Below are 23,637 nucleotides of genomic sequence, written 5' to 3'. Positions count from 1 at the left end.
CCATGCACCCTTCCAAGACCACCGTGCTGCTGGCCGAAGGTGCCAGCGCCATGCGCCAGGCCCTGGCCAGCCAATTGCAAAGTTTTGGCTTCGGCCAGGTGCTGCAGGCACGCGATGGCGCGCGTGCCCTGCAGCTGCTGCGCGCGGAACCCGTGCACGTGGTGATCTGCGACATGGACATGCAGGGCATGGACGGCCTCGCATTGCTCGAAGCCATGCGCGCCGACCCCAAACTGGCCGGCCTGCCCTTCATGCTGATGTCGGGCGGGCTGGACCGCGACTCGGCCGCCCGGGCCATCCGCCTGGGCATCGGCGACCTGCTGGTCAAGCCCTTCACGGTACGCCGTCTGATCGAACGCATGCAGCGCCTGCTGCAACGCGAGGCGCCTGTCTCCTTGCGCCCTGGTGCCCCGGAGGGGCACCCGCCCCTGGAACCCGTGCCCGAACCCGAGCGCGCCACCATCCTGGTGGTGGACGACACGCCGGAAAACCTGCAACTGCTGGCCGGCCTGTTCCGCGACCGCTTCAAGGTCAAGATCGCGCACAACGGCGAGAAGGCCCTGGCTATCTGCCAGTCCGACGCGCCGCCGGACCTGATACTGCTCGACGTGATGATGCCCGGCATGGACGGTTTCGAGGTGGCGCGCCGCCTGCGCGAGCACCACGCCTCGGAATGCACCCCCATCATCTTCGTCACCGCAATGACGGATGACGCTTCACGCCACCAGGGCCTGAGCCTGGGCGCCATCGACTATGTCTTCAAGCCCATCGAACCCGAGCTGCTGCGCCTGCGGGTCAGCAACCTCATGTACTACGTGGAGCACCGCAAGCAGCTGCAAAGGGATTTTGACCAGTTGCAGGAGAACAGCCGCTTGCAGGCGGAGGTGGAGCGCTTGCGGGCGGAGCTCAACGCCTTGCAGAAAGCCTGATCACGGGCAGCAGGGTGCGGCGGCGGCCTGCCCCGTCGCCACCAACCCCAGCTTGCCCAGCAATTGCACATCGGCCTCCACATCGGGGTTGCCCGTCACCAGCAGCTTGTCGCCATAGAAGATCGAATTGGCCCCGGCCAGAAAGCACAGGGCCTGCACCGCTTCGCCCAGTTGCTGGCGGCCGGCCGACAGGCGCACGCGGGCGCGGGGCATGGTGATGCGGGCCACGGCGATCATGCGCACGAAGTCGAGCGGGTCGATGGGCTCACTGTCGGCCAGCGGGGTGCCGGGCACGCGCACCAGGCTGTTGATGGGCACGGATTCGGGGTACGGGTTGAGATTGGCCAACTGGGCGATGAGCCCGGCACGGTGCACGGGTGCCTCGCCCATGCCCACAATGCCGCCGCAGCACACGCTGATGCCGGCACTGCGCACATGCTGCAGGGTATCGAGCCGGTCCTGGTAGGCGCGGGTGCTGACCACGTCGGTGTAGTACTCGGGGGCGGTGTCCAGGTTGTGGTTGTAGTAGTCCAGGCCCGCGTCCTTCAGCGCCTGGGCCTGGTGCCCTTCGAGCATGCCCAGGGTGGCGCAGGTCTGCAGGCCCAGGCCCTTGACGGCGCCGATGAGCTCGCTGACCTTTTCGATATCGCGGTCCTTGGGGGCGCGCCAGGCGGCCCCCATGCAAAAGCGCGTGGCACCTGCGTCCTTGGCGGCCTGGGCGGCGCGCAGCACCTCGTCCACGGCCATGAGCTTGTCGGCCTTGACCCCTGTGTCGAACTCGGCGGCCTGCGGGCAGTAGCCGCAGTTCTCGGGGCAGCCGCCGGTTTTCACCGAGAGCAGCGTAGCCAACTCGATGTCACCTGCCGGCCAGTGCTGGCGGTGCACGGTTTGGGCCTCGAACAGCAGGTCCATCAGGGGTTTGTCGAGCAGGGCCTGGATGGCGGCCAACGACCATGCGCCCTGCACTGCCGGCTTGGGCACGGGGCGGTGCAACTGGATGGACTGGGGGGCTGCGGTGGTGGGGGTCATGGATGGCATGGGTTCTCTCCTTGGCGCTTCGCTCGCAGGCGGCAGGTGACAAAAGACGCCAGAGGCACGGAATCGCCGCCTGTGGCGCACTGCGGTATGGCGATGATTTTCAAGGAGAAAAAGGCGCAAGATCAAGCAGTGGGGTCACAAAAAGTGCCACAAAAATGGATGCGCCAACTTCGCGCATCTCGATGCTCTAAATTGGAGAAAAAGACCGACGTTATCTATTTTTCAGTGCAATTGAAATCATTGAAAAATCGAGTGCGGTAAGTTGGCACCTATGGTCAGCATCTGCCGGCAATCTGCGGGCGAGTCTGCGCGCGCCGCCCCGAAGTTGGCGTACGTTGCCATCCTGGTAGGGAGGCGCCGCCCGGCATTGGGTAGCATGGGGGCCATGAAACCGCTCACTGCCATGTCCCTGGGCCTTGCCCTTGGCGCCGCCCTCGCCAGCCCCGCCCAGGCAGGCATCTATTCCGACGATCTGGCCAAGTGCCTGGTGGCCTCGACCAGCGATACCGACCGGTCGCTGCTGGTGCGCTGGATCTTCTCGACGGCCGCCCTGCATCCGGAAGTGGCCAGCATTGCGGCGGTGACGCCGGCACAGCGCGAGGGCACCAACAAGGGCACCGGGCAGCTGATCGAGCGCTTGCTCACCGCCACCTGCCGCCAACAGACCCGCGACGCCCTGAAGTACGAAGGCCCGCCTGCCATCCAGACCAGTTTTCAGGTGCTGGGCCAGGTGGCCATGCGCTCGCTGATGGAGAACCCTGCGGTGGCCCAGGGCTTCCAGGGCATGGGCCGGTACATCGATGAGGACAAGATCCGCGAGCTCACCAAGTAGGCCCAGGCAGGACCGGCGAAGCCCTTTGCTTTGCGTCAGGTGCCAGGCACCGGGGTGGTGTGCTCGGCCCATGCCAGGGTCGCCGCGCCGACCACCAGGCACAGCAAGGCCAGCACATCGGCCACGACCACGCGCTGCAGGTGCGCATTGAAGCCGCCGGTGGCCCAGGCGAGCCAGAGGAAGGAGACCACGCTGAAGCCCCCCAGGACCAGTGCCAGCCACTGGAACGCCGGCTTGAAGGCAGCCAGCACGCACACGGCCCCCACGATGCCGAACAGCACGGCGCGGTGGCGCATGAGGATGAGCGCACTGGGGTCGGACGGCGCGGCGCCATAGAGGCGGGCCAGGTGCTCGGGCCCGAGCACGCCCGACACGGGAATCAGGTGGATGATGCCCACGACCAGCAAGGCCAGGGTGGTGAGGATGCGCATGGAAGACAACTCCGGGAAGGGACACAAGGAATGCCCCGGTTGTATCGCCCATGGACTTACGGATCCATGACCCGCCAAGTCATGGACGGTGCACTGCGGGTTCAGTGCCCGAGCAGTTCTTCCAGCGCCTGGCGGATGGCGCCGGGCTTGTCCGCCACGCCCTCGAAGGCGGCGCAACTCGCGGCACGCGGCACTTCCGGGCCGCGCGCGCCTACCCGCGAGAAAAGACGCTCGCAGTCGCAGCGCAGGCTGGCCAGGGTCTGGCGGGTGCGGCGGTTCTTCACCTCGGCCACCCAGCAGCTGTCGGCGCAGCCGCAGGAGCGGTATTCCAGGACCTCACCGGAACGCCCCCAGTCCAGCGGATAGGCGCCGCCTGCGGCCCAGAGTGCGGGGCTGAGCAGCGCAAGCAGCAAAGCGGCTGCAGCCCGCGTTCGTCCCATGAATGCCATTGCCACGGCCGAGTCAGCCCAGGGCCGCGATCACATCGGCCGGTGCCTGTACCAGCTCGATCAGCACGCCCTCGCCCGCGATCGGGAACTCGTCATTGCTCTTGGGGTGCAGGAAGGTGATGTCGTAGCCCGCCGCCCCCTTGCGGATGCCGCCCGGCGCAAAGCGCACGCCTTTGGCCGTGAGCCATTCGACGGCACGCGGCAGGTCGTCGATCCACAGGCCGATGTGGTTGAGCGGCGTGGTGTGCACGGCGGGCTTCTTGTCGATGTCGAGGGGCTGCATGATGTCGACCTCCACCTTGTGGGCGCCCTGCCCCATGGCCAGGATGTCCTCGTCCACGTTCTCGCGCTCGCTCTGGAAGGTGCCTGTCTGTGTGAGGCCCAGCATGTCCACCCACAGGGTCTTCATGCGCGCCTTGTCGGTGCCGCCGATGGCGACCTGCTGGATGCCCAGGACTTTGAAGGGACGGGTGGCGGCGGTGTTCATGGCAGATCTTTCATAAAACAAGGAAATGGTTTCAGACTTCGCCGAGCACCCAGCTGCTGGCGGTGGCGAAATACTCGCGCAGCCAGGCGTTGTAGCGCAGGTAAAGCGGTGTGGGGGCGGCTGCCACCACGGAATGCGTGTAGCCGATCTTGCGCGCGATGCGCTGGGCGCGCACGGTGTGGAAGTCGCTGGTGACCACGGCCACGGGGCTGGCCAGTCCCAGCCCTTTGGCCTGCAGCAGCGGCAGGCTGTAACGCAGGTTCAGCTCGGTGCTGGTGCTGCGCTCTTCCTGCAGGATGCGTTCGGCCGCCATGCCCTGGGCGCGCAGGTAGTCGCCCATGATGCGGCCCTCGCTCGCGGTCTCGCCAAAATCCACCCCGCCCGAGACCACGACCCAGGCCGCGGAGTGGGCGGCGGCCAGTTCGCGCGCCTTGTCCAGCCGGGCCCGCAGCGCGGGCGATGGCCGGCCGTGGGGCGTGCCGCTGCCCAGCACGATGATGGCCTGGAGCGGCACGGTGGCCGCAGCGGCATTGAACTGGCGCACCTGCCCCGCCAGCGCATTCCAGAACAGGCCGACACTGGCCACCCAGGCCAGCAACAGCAGCCAGCCTGCACGCCACAGGCGCCGGCCGGTGCGCGAGCGGTTGCGCCAGGATTGCAGGGGGTGCCAGCGCCAGGCCAGCAGGCACAAGGCGAGGCCCAGGGCACCGGGCACGGTCACGCCCATGGAGAACAGGCCCATAGACATCAGCACCAGGCCATCGGCCAGCAGCACCGCGCCTACCAGCAGGCAGGCCAGGCGGGCCAGCGGCCAGCGCCTGCGGGGCGCGGCCGATGGCCATTCGTCCACCGTCACGAACACGGTTGCGTACGCCCCGCGATCATTGGAATTCCAGGATCACCTGGTCCACGGCCAGCGATTCGCCCTTGCCGGCAACGATCTTGCCCACCACGCCGTCCTGCGCGGCAAAGAGGATGTTCTCCATCTTCATGGCCTCGATCACAGCGAGCTTCTCGCCGGCCTGCACCTTCTGGCCAGGCTGCACGGCCACGTCCACGAGCAGGCCGGGCATGGGCGAGAGCAGGAAGCGGCTCAGGTCCGGCGGGGCCTTGAAGGGCATGAGCTGGTGCAGGCGCGCGCCCAGGGGCGAGAGCACGATGGCCTCGATCTGCGTGCCGTTGTGCGCGATGCGCAGCGCCAGCGGGTTCTTGCCCGCACCGCGCTCCACCTGGGCCGTGAACCCGAGGCCGTTGCACTGGCCCTGCACGCGCACCTGGCCCAGCGTGGCCGAGCTGCTGATGCGGTAGGTGCGGTTGTCCACCGTCACGGCGCTGGAGCCCGACAGATCCTCGAAGTCCGTCACCGAGACGGCGTTGTGCACGTTCTGGCCGCCGGCGCCCAGCGTGACCACTACGAACTGCTCGCCCACCTTGACCTCGTGCCCGGCCAACTGGCCGCTGATGCCCGAGGCGCGGGCGCGGTAGCGGCGGTTCATGTAGGCGGCCAGCGCCACCAGGAACAGCGGGTCCTCGTGCGGCACGTCTTCGGCCGCAAAGCCCTGGCTGTAGTTCTCGGCGATGAAGCCGGTGTTGAAGTCGCCCGAGACGAACTTGGGGTGCGCCAGCAGCGCCGCCTGGAAGGGAATGTTGCTGCTGATGCCGCGGATCACGAAGCCGTTGAGCGCGGCGCGCATCTTGTGGATGGCGTCGTCGCGGTCGCTGCCGTGCACGATGAGCTTGGCGATCATCGAGTCGTAGTACATGGGGATCTCGCCGCCCTCGTACACGCCGGTGTCCACGCGCACGCCCAGCTTTTTCGCCGTGTCGGACTGGAACATCGTCTCTTCCGGCGGCTGAAAGCGCACCAGGCGCCCGGTGCTGGGCAGGAAGTTGCGGAACGGGTCTTCGGCGTTGATGCGGCACTCGATGGCCCAGCCGTCGCGCTTCACGTCGGCCTGGGTCAGCGGCAGGGCCTCGCCGGCCGCCACGCGGATCATCAGCTCCACCAGGTCCAGGCCGGTGATGCATTCGGTCACCGGGTGTTCCACCTGCAGGCGGGTGTTCATCTCCAGAAAGTAGAAATCCTGGTCCTTGCCGACCACGAACTCCACCGTGCCGGCGCTTTGGTACTTCACGGCCTTGGCCAGGGCCACGGCCTGCTCGCCCATGGCCTTGCGCGTGGCGTCGCTGATGAAGGGCGATGGTGCCTCTTCGATCACCTTCTGGTGGCGGCGCTGGATGGAGCATTCGCGCTCGTTCAGGTAGATCACGTTGCCGTGGCTGTCGCCCAGCACCTGGATCTCGATGTGGCGCGGCTGCTGCACGAACTTCTCGATGAAGATGCGGTCGTCACCGAAGCTGTTGCGTGCCTCGTTCTGGCAGCTGGCAAAGCCCTCGAAGGCCTCCTTGTCGTTGAAGGCCACGCGCAGGCCCTTGCCGCCGCCGCCGGCCGAGGCCTTGATCATCACCGGGTAGCCGATGCCCTTGGCGATCTCCACCGCCTGCTCGGGGCCGCTGATGGCGTCGTTGTAGCCGGGGATGGTATTGACCTTGGCTTCGTTGGCCAGCTTCTTGGAGGCGATCTTGTCGCCCATGGCCGCGATGGAGTGCGCCTTGGGGCCGATGAAGGCGATGCCCTCGTCCTCGCAGCGCTGGGCGAAGGCTTCGTTCTCCGACAGGAAGCCGTAGCCCGGGTGGATGGCCTGCGCGCCGGTCTGCTTGGCGGCGGCGATGATGTTGTCGGCCAACAGGTAGCTTTCGCGGCTGGGCGCGGCGCCGATGCGCACGGCCTCGTCGGCCAGCTTCACGTGGCGGGCTTCCTTGTCCGCGTCCGAATACACGGCCACGGTGGCGATGCCCATCTTGCGGGCGGTGGCGATGACCCGGCAGGCGATTTCGCCGCGGTTGGCGATCAGGATTTTGGTGAACATTTCAAGGGTTCCGTTGTCTTTGCTGTGCTGTTCTTGTCAATCGCTCATTGCAGGCCCAGCTGCTTGCGCATGGCCTGGTTGCGGGCGTCGGCACGCTGGTAGGCAGGACGCGCGTTGAGCCGCTCCACATAGGCGGTGAAGGTGGGCGTGGGCTCGATCTGCTTGAAGTCCATCATGAAGCGCAGGGTTCCGCCGAACACCACGTCCGCCATGGAGAAGGTGCTGCCCAGAAGGAAGTCCCTGCCGGCAATGGCGCTCTCTGCCGAAGCGATCATGGTGTCGTAGCGGCCCCATCCTGCGGAGACCTCCTTGACCTCCCAGCCCGCACCCTTGGCCATCACGGCCGGCTCGATCACGCTGGGCGCGAACAGCGACCAGCGCAGGTAGGTGCCGCGCTGCGGATCGTCGAGGGCCGGGGCCAGGCGCCCTGGCGCGTAGCGGTCCGCCAGGTACAGCGCAATGGCGGCGGCTTCGGACACGACCAGCTCGCCGTCCACCAGCGTGGGCAGCTTGCCCATGGGGTTCCTGGTGACCAGGTCGGGCCCTTTCTGGGCGCCCTTCAGGATGTCGGTCACCACGAGGTCGTAGGCGACGCCCGCCTCCTCCAGCGCCCAGAGGGTGCCGGCCGCGCGGGAGTACGGGTGGTAGTAGAGTTGGATGGACATGTCGGTGCTCCTTGCCTGTCGGCCGCTCTGGTCCTGCCTCACAGCGGGATGTTGCCGTGCTTGCGCCAGGGGTTCTCGAGCTTCTTGTCGCGCAGCATGACCAGGCTGCGGCAGATGCGCTTGCGCGTCTCGTGCGGCAGGATCACGTCGTCGATGAAGCCGCGGGCACTGGCCACGAAGGGGTTGGCAAAGCGCTCCTTGTACTCGGCCTCACGGGCGGCGAGCTTCACCGGGTCGTTCTTGTCCTCGCGGAAGATGATCTCCACCGCGCCCTTGGCGCCCATCACGGCGATCTCGGCGTTGGGCCAGGCCAGGTTCACGTCGCCGCGCAGGTGCTTGGAGCTCATCACGTCGTAGGCGCCGCCATAGGCCTTGCGCGTGATGACGGTGATCTTGGGCACCGTGCACTCGGCGTACGCGTAGAGCAGCTTGGCGCCGTGCTTGATGATGCCGCCGTACTCCTGGCTGGTGCCGGGCATGAAGCCGGGCACGTCGACGAAGGTCACCACGGGGATGTTGAAGGCATCGCAAAAGCGCACGAAGCGCGCGGCCTTGATGGAGCTCTTGATATCGAGGCAGCCGGCCAGCACCAGCGGCTGGTTGGCGACGATGCCCACGGTCTGGCCTTCCATGCGCGCCAGGCCGATCACGATGTTCTTGGCATAGTCGGGCTGCAGCTCGAAGAAGTCGCCGTCGTCCACCACCTTGGTGATCAGCTCCTTCATGTCGTAGGGCTTGTTCGGGTTCTCGGGCACCAGCGTGTCCAGGCTCAAGTCCATGCGCTCGGCCGGGTCCTTGCTCGGGCGCACGGGCGCCTTTTCGCGGTTGTTCAGCGGCAGGTAGTTGTACAGGCGGCGCAGCATCATCAGCGCCTCCACGTCGTTCTCGAAAGCCATGTCGGCCACGCCGCTGCGCGTGGTGTGGGTGCTGGCGCCGCCCAGTTCCTCGGCCGTGACCTCCTCGTGCGTCACCGTCTTGACCACCTCGGGGCCGGTCACGAACATGTAGCTCGAATCCTTGACCATGAAGATGAAGTCCGTCATGGCCGGCGAGTACACGGCGCCACCCGCGCAGGGGCCCATGATCATGCTGATCTGCGGAATCACGCCGCTGGCCATCACGTTCTTCTGGAACACGTCGGCATAGCCGCCCAGCGAGGCCACGCCTTCCTGGATGCGCGCGCCGCCCGAGTCGTTGATGCCGATCACCGGGGCGCCGACCTTCATGGCCTGGTCCATCACCTTGCAGATCTTCTCGGCATGGGTTTCGCTCAACGCGCCGCCGAAGACGGTGAAGTCCTGGCTGAAGACGAAGACCAGGCGGCCGTTGATCATGCCGTAGCCGGTGACCACGCCGTCGCCGGGGATCTTGTTGGCCTCCATGCCGAAGTCGGTGCAGCGGTGCTCGACGAACATGTCCCACTCTTCGAAGGTGTTGTCGTCCAGCAGCAGCTCGATGCGCTCGCGCGCGGTGAGTTTGCCCTTGGCGTGCTGCGCATCAATGCGCTTTTGCCCGCCGCCCAGGCGCGCCAGGGCGCGCTTCTTCTCCAGTTGCTCCAGGATGTCTTGCATGGTGTCGCTCTTTCGGTGAAATGGGTGTCGTTGTCTAGGGTGTTGGGGTGTGCGATGCAGCCAGCAGTGTGCGCGCGGCGGTGGAAGCCGCAATGCGCCCGGCGGCCACATCGGCCTGCAGGCCGGGCAGCAGGCTGCGCACGGCCGGATGTTGGCGAAACGCCTGCTTGAGCCCGGCGTCGATGCGCTCCCACATCCAGGCCAGCGACTGCTTTTCGCGGCGCAGGGCCAGGCGGCCGTTGTCGGTCTGCTGGGTGCGGAACTGGGTGACGGCGTCCCAGAAGCCGTCCACGCCCTCGCCCAGCAATGCGCTGATCTGCACCACGCGCGGCTGCCACAGGGCGCCGTGCGTGGCATGGTCGGGGTTGCCGTGCATGCCCAAGAGGCGCAGGCTCGATGTGATCTGTGCCTGGGCGCGCGTAGCGGCGTTCTTGTCGATGTCGGCCTTGTTGATGGCCACCAGGTCGGCGATCTCCATCACGCCCTTCTTGATGGCCTGCAGGTCGTCGCCCGCATTGGGCAACTGCAGCAGCACGAACATGTCGGTCATGCCGGCCACGGCGATCTCGCTCTGGCCCACGCCCACGGTCTCGACCACCACGACGTCGTAGCCGGCGGCTTCGCAGACCAGCATGGCCTCGCGCGTCTTCTCGGCCACGCCGCCCAGGGTGCCGCCCGAGGGGCTGGGGCGGATATAGGCCTCCTCGCGCATGGACAGCTGCTCCATGCGCGTCTTGTCACCCAGGATGGAGCCGCCCGAGACCGTGCTCGACGGATCGACGGTGAGCACTGCCACGCGGTGCCCTTTGGCAATGAGGAACAGCCCAAGCGCCTCGATGAAGGTGGACTTGCCCACGCCGGGTACACCGCTGATGCCCAGGCGGAAAGCCCGGCCGGTGTGCGGCAGCAGTGCCGTGAGCAGCGCGTCGCCCTGGGCGCGGTGGTCGGTGCGGGTGGATTCGAGCAGGGTGATGGCCTTGGCCATGGCGCGGCGCTGCACGGGCTGGCTGCCGTGCAGGATGCCGTCGAACCACTGGTGGGCCGGGCCATGCAGTTCGGTCAGGGGCTGGGGGGCGTTCATGCGTGTGCGCCCTCCCCGGCCCGCCACTCGTAGTGCACGTCCACGTCTTCCTCACCGGTCTGCACGAAGCCGTGGCGCTGGTAGAAGCGGTTGGCGTCGCTCTGCTGCAGGGCGGTGAGCCGCAGCACGGCGCCCTCGCGGCGCGCGCGCTGCTGCACCCAGGCGAGCACGGCGGCACCGATGCCGCTGCCCTGCCAGTCGGGGTGCAGGTACAGGTGCTGCAGGCGCAGCACCCCTGGGCCCTCGGGCTGCACGGTGACAAAGCCCATGCGCCGGCCATCGGCCGACACCAGGTGCTGCATGTACTGCGGTGCAAAGGCGGCGCGCAGGCGCTCGCGCGAGCGCTCGGGCGTGTAGCGGCCCACGCGCTCCAGGCTTTCGCGCATGGCGGTGGTGCGCAGTGCCAGCATGGGCTCGAAATCCTCTTCGGCCACGGGCTGCAGGGTGAACAGGGGCGCAGTCAAGGCAGCACCTCCCAGGCCGTTCATGCCGCGATGGCCTTGCGGATCTGTTCGAGCACGTCCTTGGCGCTGGCCGGGATGGGCGTGCCCGGGCCGTAGACGCCCTTGACGCCGGCCTCGTACAGGAAGTCATAGTCCTGCACGGGAATCACGCCGCCCACGAAGACGATGATGTCGTCCGCGCCCTGGTCCTTGAGCGACTGGATGATGGCCGGCACCAGGGTCTTGTGGCCGGCGGCCAGCGTGCTCACGCCCACGGCGTGCACGTCGTTCTCGATGGCCTGGCGCGCGCATTCCTCGGGCGTCTGGAACAGCGGGCCCATGTCGACGTCGAAGCCCAGGTCGGCGAAGGCGGTGGCGACGACCTTGGCGCCACGGTCGTGGCCGTCCTGGCCGAGCTTGGCGATCATCACGCGCGGGCGGCGGCCTTCGGCCTCGGCGAAGTCGCTGATCTCGGTCTTGAGCTTGTCCCAGCCTTCGGCAGAGTCGTAGGCAGCAGCGTACACGCCAGTCACCTTTTGCGTATCGGCGCGGTGGCGCCCGTAGACCTTTTCGAGCGCGTCCGACACCTCGCCCACCGTGGCGCGCAGGCGCACGGCCTTGATGGCCAGGTCCAGCAGGTTGCCCTCGCCGGATTCGGCGGCGTGGGTGAGCGCATCGAGGGCCGCCTGCACCTGGGCCGCATCGCGCTTGGCGCGGATGTCCTTGAGGCGCGCGATCTGGCCGTCGCGCACCTTGACGTTGTCGATCTGCAGGATGTCGACCGGGTCTTCCTTGGCCAGCTTGTACTTGTTGACGCCCACGATCACGTCCTTGCCGCTGTCGATGCGGGCCTGCTTCTCGGCGGCCGCGGCCTCGATCTTGAGCTTGGCCCAGCCGCTGTCCACGGCCTGGGTCATGCCGCCCATGGCCTCGACCTCCTCGATGATGGCCCAGGCGGCGTCCACCATGTCCTGGGTAAGCTTTTCCATCATGTAGCTGCCGGCCCAGGGGTCGACCACGTTGGTGATGTGCGTCTCTTCCTGGATGATGAGCTGGGTGTTGCGCGCGATGCGGGCCGAGAACTCGGTGGGCAGCGCGATGGCCTCGTCGAGCGCGTTGGTGTGCAGGCTCTGCGTGCCGCCGAACACGGCCGCCATGGCCTCGATGGTGGTGCGCACGATGTTGTTGTAGGGGTCCTGCTCGGTCAGGCTCCAGCCGCTGGTCTGGCAGTGGGTGCGCAGCATCAGGCTCTTGGGGTTCTTGGCGCCGGTCTCCTTCATGATGCGGCACCACAGCAGGCGCGCGGCGCGCATCTTGGCCACTTCGAGGTAGAAGTTCATGCCGATGGCCCAGAAGAAGGACAGGCGGCCCGCGAAATCGTCCACGTCCAGGCCCGAGGCCATGGCCGTCTTCACGTACTCCTTGCCGTCGGCCAGGGTGAAGGCCAGCTCCAGCGCCTGGTTGGCGCCCGCCTCCTGCATGTGGTAGCCGGAGATGGAGATGGAGTTGAACTTCGGCATGTTGCGTGCCGTGTAGCCGATGATGTCGCCGATGATGCGCATGCTCGGCTTGGGCGGGTAGATGTAGGTGTTGCGCACCATGAACTCTTTCAGAATGTCGTTCTGAATGGTTCCGCTCAGCTGCGCCTGCGACACGCCCTGCTCTTCCGCCGCCACCACGTAGCCCGCCAGCACGGGCAGCACGGCACCGTTCATGGTCATGGAGACCGAGACCTTGTCCAGCGGGATCTGGTCGAACAGGATCTTCATGTCCTCCACTGAGTCGATGGCCACGCCGGCCTTGCCCACGTCGCCGGTCACGCGCGGGTGGTCGCTGTCGTAGCCGCGGTGGGTGGCCAGATCGAACGCCACGCTCACGCCCTGCCCGCCTGCGGCCAGGGCCTTGCGGTAGAAAGCATTGGATTCTTCCGCGGTGGAAAAGCCCGCGTACTGGCGGATGGTCCAGGGCCGCACCGCATACATGGTGGCCTGGGGGCCGCGCAGGTAGGGCTCGAAGCCGGGCAGCGTGTCGGCGTATTTCAGGTCGGCCGTGTCGGCCGCCGTGTACAGCGGCTTGACGGTGATGCCGTCGGGCGTGACCCAGTTCAGCGCGTTGACATCGCCCCCTGGCGCCGACTTGGCAGCGGCTTTCGCCCAAGCCTCGAGCGAGGCGGCGGCGAATTCGGGGGGGCTGTTGGGGGGCGTGGCACTCATGGCGAAACGGTCTCCGAGGATGGCGGTATCGTATTCAGGGGCAAATCCCGATGTGGCGCCAAGTTTACATCATTCATAATTATTGATTCAAAATTCTTCGAGGGTTTACAATCCGCCCCATGTCCGCACTGACCTTGACGCCCCGCGCCCTGTACGAAGAAGTCGCTGAGCAATTGCGCCAGCGCATCTTCCGCCGCGAGCTGGAGCCTGGCAGCTGGATTGACGAGCTCAAGATCGCCGAGGAATTCGGCATCAGCCGCACGCCCTTGCGCGAGGCGCTCAAGGTGCTGGCCGCCGAAGGCCTGGTCACGATGAAGGTGCGCCGTGGCGCCTATGTGACCGAGATGTCCGAAAAGGACCTGCGCGACGTCTACCACTTGCTCAGCCTGCTGGAGAGCGATGCCGCCGCCGTGGTCGCCACCACCGCCACGCCCGCCCAGCTGCGCGAGCTGGAGGCCTTGCACACCGAGCTGGAGAGCGCCGCGGGCGAGCGCGAGCGCTTTTTTGCGATCAACGAGCGCTTTCACATGCGCGTGCTGGAGATGGCCGACAACCGCTGGCGCAGCCAGATGGTGGCCGACCTGCGCAAGGTGATGAAGCTCAACCGCCACAACTCCCTGCTCAAGCAGGGCCGCATCGAGGATTCGCTGGCCGAGCACCGCGCCGTGATGGCCGCGCTGGCCCGGCGCGACGGCGCGGGCACCGCTCAGGCCATGCAGGCCCACTTCGCCCAGGGGCTGGAAGCGGCGACCTGAGGGCCGCCGTCAACCGCCTGCGAGTTCCACCCGGTTGCGCCCGCTGCGCTTGGCGGCGTACAGCGCCTCGTCCGCGCGGCGCAGCAGTTGGTCCAGCGTGGTGTCACCGTCGGCCTGCAGGGCGACGCCGGCCGAGATGGTGATGGTCAGCGAGGCCCCGTCGGCCGTGAACGGCGTGCCCGCCACCGCCAGGCGCAGGCGCTCGCCGGCCGCCTGGGCATCGCCATGCTGCCCCAGGTCCAGCAGCACCACGAACTCCTCGCCCCCATGGCGCGCCACGAAGTCCAGGCCGCGCGCCGTGGCCTGCAGTTGCCGGGCCACGTGCTGCAGGGCCCTGTCGCCCACCTCGTGCCCATGGCCATCGTTGATGGCCTTGAAGTGGTCCACGTCGACCAGCGCCAGCGCCAGGTGGGCACCACCCCGGCGCGCCGTGGCAAAGCGGCTCTCGCCCTCCGCCAGCAGGGTGCGGCGGTTGGCCAGGCCCGTCAGGTAGTCGGTGGCGGCGGCCAGCTCCCACTGGCGGCCGATGCGCTGCGAGCACATGAACAGAAAGGCCGTGGTGCCCACCACGGGCAGCAAGGCGGTGATGAGCGGGCTGGCGGTGTTGATCCAGGCGCCCTCACCCGTGATGTCGAACGATGGCCCCACCTTGCGCACCAGGAAGTAGCCCGCGCGAAAGGCCACGAACAGGCCCACCAGGAAGAACAGGCCTGCCAGGGCCTTGCGGCTGCGCGCCCGCTCCCCCGTGCCGCCGCGCACGAGTTGCAGGGTGCCGGCCATCAGGACGAAGGCCACCACGCCGGACAGCAGCAGGATGCGGCTGGGCGTATCGGGCTGCACGCCCGCGAACCAGACCACGCCGCCGATGCCCGCCAGCGCCGGCAGCCACATCCACCAGCGGTCGGGTGCCCCGTCGAACTGGCGCAGCGCGCGCCAGTAGCCGGTGCAGCCCAGCATCACCATGCCATTGGCCATGGGCGAGACCAGGCCCAGCGGCAGCTCGTACTGCACGGCATAGAGCACGGCACTGCCGGCCAGCAGCAAGGTGGCGATGCGCCAGGTTTCGGCGCAGGGTTGCAGGGAGACCGGCAGGTCCTTGTGCATCAGGCCCAGCACCCCGCCATTGGCCAGCATCATCAGTGTCGCGACGATGAAGATGGTGATGGGATCCATGGAGCGGTGCAGCGCAGGCAGGAAAAGCGGTGTGGAAATGCCGGAATTGTGGCCGAGCGGGGCCGGCTGCCCCGAAAACTCTTGGCTGCAAGAAACAAAGAAGCACAGCTTGTGCCTCCAGCATAGGTATGATCGCGCGGGTTTTCCCCAGGTTGGTACCCGATGGTACCGCCCTGGCTCTGTGCATGCCGCCCAGGCCCCGAACGACCCGATGACTTCTTTCTCTTCCGACATCGGCAGCGTCCAGACGCTGCCCCAGCTTCTTTCCTGGCGCGCCACCCAGACGCCCGACGCGCCCGCCTTCCGTGCCTTCGATGCCAAGGGCCAGGCCTGGATGACCTGGACCTGGGCCGAGACCGCTGCCCACGTCGCGCAGTGGTCACGCGCCCTGGTGGCCTTGCAGCTGCCGGCCGGTGCCCGCGTGGCCATTCTGCTGCCCAACGGCCTCGATGCCATGTGCGCCGACCAGTCCACGCTGGCCAGCAATTGCGTGCCCGTGCCGCTGCACGCCATCGACAACCCGGGCAGCATCGCCTACATCCTCTCGGACTGCGAAGCCTCCATGCTCATCGTGGGCAGCTCCCAGCAGTGGGAGAAGATCCGTGCCGCAGGCTCGGAATTTCCGGCGCTGCGGGCGGTGATCGTGACCGACCCGGAGCCCGCGTTCACGGCCACCCCGCCCTCTGCACATACGCCGGCCGTGGGCTCGCTCGCGCAATGGCTCGAAGGCGCGGCCCAGGCGGTGGAACTGGCGCCCCCCACCCAGCCTGGCCCCGACGACCTGGCCGCCATCGTCTACACCTCGGGCACCACGGGCAAGCCCAAGGGTGTGATGCTCACGCACCGCAATGTGGTGAGCGACGTGAAGGCCGTGCTCGAACGCATTGCCCCCATGGTGGACGACGTGTTCCTGTCTTTCCTGCCGCTGTCGCACACCTTCGAGCGCACGGGCGGCTACTACCTGCCGATCGCGGCCGGCAGCTCGGTGGCCTACGCGCGCTCGGTGGCCCAACTGGCCGAGGACATGCAGACCATCCGCCCCACGGTGCTGGTCTCGGTGCCGCGCATCTACGAGCGCATCCACGCCAAACTGCTCGAAAAGCTCGCGCCCTCACCCTGGAAGATGCAGCTCTACGAGGCCGCGCAGTCCAAGGGCTGGCAGCACTTCTGCGCCGCGCAGGGCCTGCCCGTGCCCCAGGCCGACCCGACCGGGGGCTGGATGAACGCCCTGCCCTGGCCCGTGCTGCGTGCCCTGGTGGCCCAGCCGCTGCTGGCACAGTTCGGTGGCCGCGTGCGCGTGGCCGTGAGCGGCGGTGCGCCACTGTCGCCCACCATTGCCAAGTGCTTCCTCGGCCTGGGCCTGCCGCTGGTGCAGGGCTATGGCATGACCGAAACCGCGCCCGTGGTGTCGGTCAACTCCCTCACCGACAACGACCCGGCCTGCGTGGGCCGGGCGCTGCCGGGCGTAGAGGTGCGCGTCGGCGAGAACCGCGAGCTGCAGGTGCGCGGGCCCATCGTCATGAAGGGCTACTGGAAGCGCCCCGAGGACACGGCGCGCATCCTCGCGCCCGATGGCTGGCTGGGCACGGGCGACCAGGCCGACATCGTCGATGGGCGCATCTTCATCCGCGGCCGCATCAAGGAGATCATCGTCACCTCCACCGGTGAGAAGGTGCCGCCGGGCGATCTGGAGCTGGCCCTGCTGGCCGACCCGCTGCTGGAGCAGGCCTTTGTGCTGGGCGAGAACCGCCCCTTCATCGCCGCGGTGGCCGTGCTGCGCCGCGACGAGTGGGAACGCCTGGCCGGTGACCTGGGCCTGCCGGCGCGCGATCCTGCCAGCCTGAACAACCCGTCCGTGCACCGCGCGGTCCTGGCACGCATCGAAAAGAGCACGGCCAGCTTCGCGCGCTACGCCGTGCCCCGCGCCGTGCACCTGGTGCTGGAACCCTGGACCATCGAGAACGGCTTCATGACGCCCACGCTCAAGCTCAAGCGCGCACCGCTCATGGCCCACTTTGCCCAGGCCATCGAGGGCCTGTACCAGCAAAAGCCGGGGGCGCGCTGAACCCGGCCTTCAGTCTTCCACCGAGAAGAAGTACGACAGCCGCTGCTGGGGATTGAGCCAGTCGAGCACCTCGCGCGGCAGCGTGGAGGGCCGGATCGCCTCGGCCACGCGGATGTCCGGCTCGGTGTGCAATTCCACCAGGGGGGCCTCCTCCTTGGGGATTTCGGGCGTGTAGACCAGCACCTGGGGCCGCAGCGACTCGGGCCCCGGCGCCACCACCAGCGCCAGCGCCCCATCGGTGAGCTGCACCACCGTGCCTGGCGGGTACACGCCCAGCAGCTTGATGAGCGAGCTGAGCAGCGCCGGGTCGTGCTGGCCCGATTCGTTCCTGAACATGTGCGCCAAGGCCTCGGCCGGCATCAGCGGCTCCACGTCGCGCGCCTCGGGCGAGCACAGGTTGTCGTAGCGGTTGACCATGGCCAGGATCAGGGCCAGGCGGTGGGTCTCGCGCTGGCCGCGCGGCCAGCCCGAACCGTCGGCCGCCTCATGGTGGCTGGCGATGCAGGCCAGCGCCTCCCTGCTGAAGGCGCCCGAATCGGCTGCCAGCTGGGTGCTGTACATCACGTGCTGGCGCACGAATTCCTCCTCGTGGCGCTTGCGCCGGGAGGTCTTGAACAGCTGCGGCGGCACCTTGGACTTGCCCACGTCGTGCGCCAGGGCCGCCATGGCCAGGTCGGCCAGCTCGCGTTCGGACAGGCCGGCCTTCTTGCCCACCAGCATGCACAGCGTGAGCACATTGAGCGCGTGGAACTGCGGTCCCTGGTCCTTCTTGTCGCCCAGCAGGTGCAGCAACACCTCCTGGCTCTGGGCGATGCGCGCCGCCGTCTCGCCCGACAGGTCGGCCAGGATGCGGCCCGCCGCCTTGGGGGAGCGCGTGAGCGTGAGCAGGGCTTCGCGGGTCTGGCGCGCGGCATCTTCCCAGGCCCGGTCGGCCCGCGCGGCGGCATCCCGTTGGCGCTGACGCTTTTCCTTCTTGGCCTGGTCGAGTTGGCGCACCTCGGCGGCCAGGGCCGCCTGCGCATCGACCTAATGGGGAGCCGGTTCGGGGTCGGGGGCGCCTGCTGGCGCCAGGGGCAGCGGTTCGGCCGTGCTGCGGTCCGGGTAGTAGTAGAGGTGGCCTTCCAGGCCGAGCGACTGGATCACCGCCACATCCTTGGCGGTGCGGACCATGAAACGGTTGGCGATGAAGGGGTGCTCGTCCCAGCGCATTTCCAGCCAGACGTACAGACCGGCAACCAGCTGGGACGGTGCGATCGCAACGGCGACCCCGGGGTTCTTCCACATGCAGCGTATTCAAACAAGAGTCCCTGCGCCAGTATGCCGCGCCAGGAACTGAGAAAATGTAGGCATGGGCGCACAGTTCGCGCGCCGCTCCCCCTATTTTCCCGGACTGGCATGCGTGCCGCGCATGCCTGCCCCCTTTTTGACAACGGTCCCGATCTTGGAAAACAGCCCCGCCCTCGCCTCCGCACAGCCTGCCGCGCACAGCCCCTGGCGCATGTCCGTCGCCCCGATGATGGACTGGACGGACCGCCATTGCCGCTATTTCCACCGCCTGCTCACGCGCCAGACCCTGCTCTACACCGAGATGGTGAACGCGGGCGCCATCATCCATGGCGGCACCGAGCGGCACCTGCGCTTCAATGCCGAGGAACACCCGGTGGCCCTGCAGCTGGGCGGCAACGAGCCCGAGCTGCTGGCGCAGGCCGCGCGCCTGGGCGCCCAGTGGGGCTATGGCGAAATCAACCTGAACTGCGGCTGCCCGAGCGACCGGGTGCAACGTGGTGCCTTCGGCGCCAGCCTGATGAAGGCGCCCCAGCTGGTGGCCGACGGCGTGAAGGCCATGAAGGACGTGGTGGATGTGCCCGTGACGGTCAAGCACCGCATCGGCATCGACAAGGTCGAAGACTACGGCTTCGTGCGCGACTTCGTGGGCACCGTGGCCGACGCGGGTTGCACGGTGTTCATCGTGCATGCGCGCAATGCCTGGCTGCAGGGCCTGTCGCCCAAGGAAAATCGCGACATTCCGCCGCTGCGCTACGAGGTGGTGCACCAGCTCAAGGCCGACTTTCCCCATCTGACCATCGCCATCAATGGCGGCATCCAGGCCGATGAGGTGGTGCTGGAGCAACTGGACCACCTGGACGGCGTGATGATCGGCCGGGAGGCCTACCACAATCCCTGGTGGCTGGCCCGCTGGGATCAGGTCTACTATGGCGGCGCCCCCTGCCGGCTGACCCGTGAGGAGGTGGAACTGGCCATGGTGGAATACATGGAGCGCGAGGCGGCCCAGTACGGCACGCCCTGGGCCCATATCGCACGCCACATGCTGGGCCTGCGCCACGGCCTGCGCGGCGCACGCCTGTGGCGCCAGGTCTGGAGCAACCACCTGCTCAAGGACCGGCCTGCCCGCGAGGTCTACGCCCTGGCGCAGGCTACGACGCTGATTCCCGAGCCGGTCTGAGCATCCCGTCCAGCCAACCGCCCAGCGGCTCGGGGCGGTAGAACAGGTAGCCCTGCAGGCAGTCGCACTGGCTGGCCGCCAGGAAGTCGGCCTGGGCCTGTGTCTCCACGCCTTCGGCCACCACGCGCAGGTTCAGGTGGCGCGCCACCGAGAGGATGGACTGCACGATGGCCGTGTCGCTGGGATCGTCGGGCGTGTCCTGCACGAAGCTCTTGTCGATCTTGAGCTCGTACAGCGGCAGGCGCTTGAGGTAGGCCAGGCTCGAATAGCCGGTGCCGAAGTCGTCGATGGAAAAGCGCACGCCGAGGTGCACCAGCTCGGTCATGCGGGCGATGGTGTCGTCCAGGTTCTCGATGAGCAGGCTCTCGGTGACTTCCAGGACCAGGCAGGACGGCGTGGCCCCGGTCTGGGCCAGCACATTGCGCACGCGCTCGACGAAATCCTCCTGCCGGAACTGGCGCTGGCTCACATTCACCGAGATCGACAGCGGCATGCCCTGGCGCTGCAACTGGGCGATGGCGTCGCAGGCCTTCTCGATCATCCAGGCCCCCATGGGCAGGATCAGCCCCGAGGCCTCGGCAATCGGGATGAAGCGCGCCGGCGGCACGCTGCCGCGCACCGGATGGCTCCAGCGCATGAGCAGCTCTCCCCCGACCACGGTGCCCTGTGCGTCGACCTGGGGCTGGATGTAGGCGGCCAGCTGCCCTTCGGCCATGGCCTTCTTGAGGTCCTGCTCCAGCGCCAGGCGCTCCTGCACGTCGGCCTGCATGGCCGCCTCGTAGAAGCGGATGCGGTTGCGCCCCAGGTCCTTGGCGCGGTACATGGCGGTGTCGGCCTCGCGCAGCAGGTCTTCCACCCCCTCCGCGCGCTTGGGGAACAGCGTGATCCCCAGGCTGCCCGTGCTGCTGTAGAGGTGGGTGTCGATGGCATAGGGCAGCTCCAGTGCCTCGCGCACACGCTCGGCCACGGCCAGGGCCTGCCGGCCGGCCGTGGCCATGTCGGTGGCGATGCCCTGCAGCAGCAGCACGAACTCGTCGCCTCCCAGGCGCGCAACGGTGTCGCCGGGGCGCAGCAGGCCCGTGAGGCGCCGGGCGACCTCGGCCAGCAGCTGGTCGCCCAGGGTATGGCCGCGTGCATCGTTGATCTGCTTGAAGTTGTCCAGGTCCACGAACAGCAGTGCGCCGATCTGGCCATTGCGGCGCGCGGCGGCCAAGGCCAGGCCGAGCCGGTCGAGCAGCATGCGGCGGTTGGGCAGGCCGGTCAGTGCGTCGAAATAGGCCAGCTGGTGCGTGCGCGCCTGGGCCTGCTGGCGCTCGGTGACGTCGCGGGCCAGGGCCACGAAGCGCGGCCCCTCGCCCGGGTGCGTGCTGTCCTTGCGCGCAATGGACAGCTCGTACCAGTGGGTCTGGCCGTCGACCTCCAGGTGGTATTGGTGGCCCGCGGAATACCCGTTGGCCAGCGCGGCGCGCACGGCCTGCAGGCAGCCGGCGGCCTCGCCGGGGGGCACCATGTCCTGCAGCCGCTGCCCCACGAACTGCGTGGGATCCAGCGCAGACTGCGGCATGTGCGCAGAGCGGCAGTGGTGGATGCGGCCTTCGGCATCGAGTTCGAACAGCAGGTCCGGGATGGCGCTGAGCGTGCTCTCCAGGTCATCGCGCGCGCCGCGCAACTGGGCCGTCATGCGGCGCGCCAGTGCCGCGGCGCGCTCGCGCCCGGTGGCCAGCACCCAGGCGAACCAGCCCAGCAGCAGGCTGATGAAGACCCCCATCACGGCCACCAGGTGGTGGCCTTCGTCCTCGTGGCGCAGATCGAAGGCCGGCAGCGGCGCCATCCGCAGCGTCCAGGCGCGGCCGCCCACCTCCAGGCGGCGGCTGGTCTGCACGGCCCCCCGCGCCAGGGCCTGTGCCTGCAGCCCGGGCTCGCCATACAGCAAGGCCTCGGGCAAGGGCTCCTCGCCGTCGTAGATGGCCAGGGCGATATCGGGATCGAACTCCCGGGACAAGCCCTTGACCACATCGCCCACCCGGAACGGGGCGGCCACCCAGCCCCGGATGGCACGGCGGCGGCCGGACAGGGTTTCCGCCTCCAGCAGCGTGGAGTACACCGGCAGGAACAGCCCCACCTCGCCCTGCGCCGGCGTGCCTGGCGGCAAGGGGCCCAGCAGGCCGGACAGCGCCAGCCGGCCGGAGTCGCGGGCCCGCTCCAGCGCCTCGCGCGCGGGCGGCAGCGTCAGCGCATCCAGGCCCAGGGCCTCGAGGTTGCGGCCTTCCAGGGGTTCGATGTGGGTGATGGGGGCGTACTGCGCGCGCTCGCCCGGCGGGTGCACGGTGTAGCCGGAGAAGCCGCGGCCACGGATGTCGGCCAGGTGGGCCGCCAGGCCGCTGCCCTGCACGAACATGACCAGCGAGATGCCCTGCAGGCCGGGCCGTGTCTGCTGCATCTGCAGCGCACCGACATAAGACTGGAACTCGCCCCGCTCAATGCGCTCGGACCCGTCCACATAGCCCTGCACGCCCCTGAGCATGACCTCGTAGGTGGACATGCGGTCGCGCAGGTTGTAGGCAATCTGCTCGGCCGCCGCATGGAAGTTGCGCAGGCGCTTGTCGAGCGACTCGTTGTGCGCCCGGTACCAGTACAGGCCGGTCACCCCAAGCATCATCAGGACCATCAGCGGCGGCAACACAAGCACCAGCCAGCGCTGGCTGGCGGGCGCGTCGCGGAGCCTCTCGGGCTCGGTGGATGCGGGGACCGTGTCTTGTTCTGATGTCATCGCGTGGGTCACACACTGCGTTCATTATCCGATTTCAGGCGCCCCTGCCAAGCGAGGTCACCCGGTGCGCGGCATTGGCTGACAGGGGGCGGCGCAGAATGCGGGTATCGTTCGCTCGCCCATTTTTTTCCACACCCTGCCGCAGCCGCCGTCCGGCACACATCGCTTTTTTTCACCCCCACCATGGCATCGCTTGATTTTGAACGGGAAGAGTCCCGGTTCCGTGCGTTCTACGCAGCCCGCCGGTCCGCGCTGGAAGACGCCTGCATGGCCTTCACGGCCGCCATCGCCGAGGTGGTGGACAGCGCCCGCAGTGTCGACGTCTCCAAGGTGGAGGGGCGGGTCAAGGATGTGGACGAATGCATCCGCAAGTTCGCACGCAAGTACCGGCCCGGCCTGGAAGAAAGCAACACCCCCTATGAGATCCAGCACTGGATCACCGACCTGGTCGGTGTGCGCGTGGTCTGCCTCTATGAGGATGAGCTCGAGAAGGTGGCGCAGATCGTGCGCCAGCATTTCGCGGTGATCGACGTGACCGACAAGGCCTCGGCCGTGGAGAGCACCGAGGCCTCGTTCGGCTACAAGGGCCTGCACCTGGACCTGCGCCCTGGCCCGCGTGCCCTGCCGGCGCTGGCCGCGCATGCCGACCAGCCCTTCGAGCTGCAGGTGCGCACCATCATCCAGGACTCCTGGAGCGTGCTGGACCACAAGATCAAGTACAAGAAATCCATCCCCGGCCAGCTCAAGCGGCGCATCAACGTGCTGTCGGCCCTGTTCGAGCTGGCCGACCGGGAGTTTCGCCAGATCCGCGACGAAACGGCCACCGCGCTGCTGCAGGCCCCCGACGAGACGGCGGAGGCCGAGGCAGAGATGGACGACGGCAGCCTGGCGGCGCCCAAGCCCTCCTCCAGCCTGGGCAGCGAGCTCAATGCCTTCACCTTCCTCAAGATCGCCACGCATTTCTTCAAGGACTTCGAGTTCGACCCCTCCAAGGTGGACGGCTTCGTGGACGATATCCAGGCTTGGTCGCCCGGCATCACGCGCGCGCGCTTCAACACCCTGATGCGCGAGACGGTGGGCACGGTCAAGCGCTACAAGCAGCACTTCGAGGAACAGAACCCCCAGGGCAGCTTCAACCCTTATACGGTGATCCGGCACTGCCTGTACCTCTCCAACCGCACCCAGTTCCGGCCCGCGCTGCGCAACGTGGCGCGCGAGGCCTTCGAATCCTGGCTGGCCGACAACGGCTGACCGGTGCCGCGCCGCAGGCAGGGTTTTGCTGAAAAAAACCATAGCAGGCTGGCATTGCACCGCAAGCCATCTGCGGTCTTTTGGCGGGAG

At 67.9% G+C, this 23,637-nt stretch carries 21 protein-coding genes; 6 read left to right on the top strand and 15 right to left on the bottom strand.

What is annotated here, in order from left to right; translation table 11 throughout:
* Positions 1-2 precede the first annotated feature (2 nt).
* Positions 3-929 carry a response regulator gene (locus tag AC3WOH_RS14815; RefSeq protein WP_492230064.1) on the top strand — a complete coding sequence of 309 codons (927 nt, stop codon included), beginning with the start codon at positions 3-5 and terminating at the stop codon, positions 927-929.
* On the opposite strand, the gene bioB is transcribed toward AC3WOH_RS14815, so the two are convergent.
* The gene (gene bioB / locus AC3WOH_RS14810) at positions 930-1,967 is read right to left on the bottom strand and encodes a biotin synthase BioB (RefSeq protein ID WP_492230063.1); all 1,038 of its coding nucleotides are present in this window, start codon (positions 1,965-1,967) and stop codon (positions 930-932) included.
* 385 nt (positions 1,968-2,352) lie between these two features.
* On the opposite strand from bioB, the gene AC3WOH_RS14805 reads away from it, so the two are divergent.
* On the top strand, positions 2,353-2,799 hold the full coding sequence (locus AC3WOH_RS14805) for a hypothetical protein (protein ID WP_492230062.1): 447 nt from the start codon (positions 2,353-2,355) through the stop codon (positions 2,797-2,799).
* A gap of 35 nt (positions 2,800-2,834) precedes the next feature.
* Here the strand turns inward: AC3WOH_RS14805 and AC3WOH_RS14800 are convergent, their stop codons facing one another.
* The 10 genes from AC3WOH_RS14800 to scpA all read right to left on the bottom strand — a co-directional run bounded on the left by AC3WOH_RS14800 (position 2,835) and on the right by scpA (position 13,069).
* Complete coding sequence (locus AC3WOH_RS14800; RefSeq protein WP_184856051.1) at positions 2,835-3,230, bottom strand: phosphopantetheine adenylyltransferase; 396 nt, start codon at positions 3,228-3,230, stop codon at positions 2,835-2,837.
* A gap of 101 nt (positions 3,231-3,331) precedes the next feature.
* The gene (locus AC3WOH_RS14795; RefSeq protein WP_492230061.1) at positions 3,332-3,670 is read right to left on the bottom strand and encodes a hypothetical protein; all 339 of its coding nucleotides are present in this window, start codon (positions 3,668-3,670) and stop codon (positions 3,332-3,334) included.
* A gap of 22 nt (positions 3,671-3,692) precedes the next feature.
* Positions 3,693-4,166, bottom strand: a complete 474-nt coding sequence (locus AC3WOH_RS14790) for a VOC family protein (RefSeq protein ID WP_492230060.1) — start codon at positions 4,164-4,166, stop codon at positions 3,693-3,695.
* 31 nt (positions 4,167-4,197) lie between these two features.
* Positions 4,198-5,022 (bottom strand): YdcF family protein, encoded by an 825-nt coding sequence (locus tag AC3WOH_RS14785; RefSeq protein ID WP_492230059.1) that lies wholly within the window; start codon positions 5,020-5,022, stop codon positions 4,198-4,200.
* A 25-nt stretch (positions 5,023-5,047) separates the two neighbouring features.
* The gene (locus tag AC3WOH_RS14780) at positions 5,048-7,096 is read right to left on the bottom strand and encodes an acetyl-CoA carboxylase biotin carboxylase subunit (protein ID WP_492230058.1); all 2,049 of its coding nucleotides are present in this window, start codon (positions 7,094-7,096) and stop codon (positions 5,048-5,050) included.
* 44 nt (positions 7,097-7,140) lie between these two features.
* Entirely contained in the window at positions 7,141-7,761 is a 621-nt protein-coding gene (locus AC3WOH_RS14775; protein WP_492230057.1) for a glutathione S-transferase family protein, read from the bottom strand.
* A gap of 38 nt (positions 7,762-7,799) precedes the next feature.
* The gene (locus tag AC3WOH_RS14770; RefSeq protein WP_492230056.1) at positions 7,800-9,332 is read right to left on the bottom strand and encodes an acyl-CoA carboxylase subunit beta; all 1,533 of its coding nucleotides are present in this window, start codon (positions 9,330-9,332) and stop codon (positions 7,800-7,802) included.
* A 34-nt stretch (positions 9,333-9,366) separates the two neighbouring features.
* On the bottom strand, positions 9,367-10,413 hold the full coding sequence (gene meaB / locus AC3WOH_RS14765) for a methylmalonyl Co-A mutase-associated GTPase MeaB (protein WP_492230055.1): 1,047 nt from the start codon (positions 10,411-10,413) through the stop codon (positions 9,367-9,369).
* Complete coding sequence (locus AC3WOH_RS14760; RefSeq protein ID WP_492230054.1) at positions 10,410-10,877, bottom strand: GNAT family N-acetyltransferase; 468 nt, start codon at positions 10,875-10,877, stop codon at positions 10,410-10,412. Before AC3WOH_RS14760 ends, meaB begins: the two co-directional genes overlap by 4 nt.
* Positions 10,878-10,897: 20 nt before the next feature.
* Positions 10,898-13,069 carry a methylmalonyl-CoA mutase gene (gene scpA / locus AC3WOH_RS14755; RefSeq protein ID WP_492230053.1) on the bottom strand — a complete coding sequence of 724 codons (2,172 nt, stop codon included), beginning with the start codon at positions 13,067-13,069 and terminating at the stop codon, positions 10,898-10,900.
* 119 nt (positions 13,070-13,188) lie between these two features.
* Between scpA and AC3WOH_RS14750 the strand changes: the two genes are divergently transcribed.
* Entirely contained in the window at positions 13,189-13,824 is a 636-nt protein-coding gene (locus AC3WOH_RS14750; protein ID WP_492230052.1) for a GntR family transcriptional regulator, read from the top strand.
* A gap of 9 nt (positions 13,825-13,833) precedes the next feature.
* On the opposite strand, the gene AC3WOH_RS14745 is transcribed toward AC3WOH_RS14750, so the two are convergent.
* Complete coding sequence (locus AC3WOH_RS14745) at positions 13,834-14,997, bottom strand: GGDEF domain-containing protein (RefSeq protein WP_492230051.1); 1,164 nt, start codon at positions 14,995-14,997, stop codon at positions 13,834-13,836.
* Positions 14,998-15,208: 211 nt separating this feature from the next.
* Between AC3WOH_RS14745 and AC3WOH_RS14740 the strand changes: the two genes are divergently transcribed.
* Positions 15,209-17,062, top strand: coding sequence for an AMP-dependent synthetase/ligase (locus AC3WOH_RS14740; protein WP_492230050.1), 1,854 nt, complete (start codon positions 15,209-15,211; stop codon positions 17,060-17,062).
* A gap of 9 nt (positions 17,063-17,071) precedes the next feature.
* Here AC3WOH_RS14740 and AC3WOH_RS14735 read toward each other — a convergent pair whose 3' ends face one another.
* Together AC3WOH_RS14735 and AC3WOH_RS14730 are read right to left on the bottom strand one after the other, a co-directional pair.
* Positions 17,072-18,058 (bottom strand): HD-GYP domain-containing protein, encoded by a 987-nt coding sequence (locus AC3WOH_RS14735; RefSeq protein ID WP_492230049.1) that lies wholly within the window; start codon positions 18,056-18,058, stop codon positions 17,072-17,074.
* A 30-nt stretch (positions 18,059-18,088) separates the two neighbouring features.
* Positions 18,089-18,346: a DUF3391 domain-containing protein gene (locus tag AC3WOH_RS14730; protein ID WP_492230048.1), complete on the bottom strand. Its 258-nt coding sequence runs from the start codon at positions 18,344-18,346 to the stop codon at positions 18,089-18,091.
* Between the two features lie 124 nt (positions 18,347-18,470).
* On the opposite strand from AC3WOH_RS14730, the gene dusA reads away from it, so the two are divergent.
* Complete coding sequence (gene dusA, locus AC3WOH_RS14725) at positions 18,471-19,526, top strand: tRNA dihydrouridine(20/20a) synthase DusA (protein WP_492230047.1); 1,056 nt, start codon at positions 18,471-18,473, stop codon at positions 19,524-19,526.
* Here the strand turns inward: dusA and AC3WOH_RS14720 are convergent.
* Positions 19,498-22,296, bottom strand: a complete 2,799-nt coding sequence (locus AC3WOH_RS14720) for a bifunctional diguanylate cyclase/phosphodiesterase (RefSeq protein WP_492230046.1) — start codon at positions 22,294-22,296, stop codon at positions 19,498-19,500. The genes dusA and AC3WOH_RS14720 overlap by 29 nt on opposite strands.
* A gap of 183 nt (positions 22,297-22,479) precedes the next feature.
* On the opposite strand from AC3WOH_RS14720, the gene AC3WOH_RS14715 reads away from it, so the two are divergent.
* On the top strand, positions 22,480-23,547 hold the full coding sequence (locus tag AC3WOH_RS14715) for a GTP pyrophosphokinase (protein WP_492230045.1): 1,068 nt from the start codon (positions 22,480-22,482) through the stop codon (positions 23,545-23,547).
* Positions 23,548-23,637: the final 90 nt, after the last annotated feature.

The sequence above is a fragment of the Acidovorax sp. FW305-C-20-28 genome, assembly GCF_058783375.1.
This window is presented reverse-complemented; position numbering and strand designations above follow the sequence as displayed.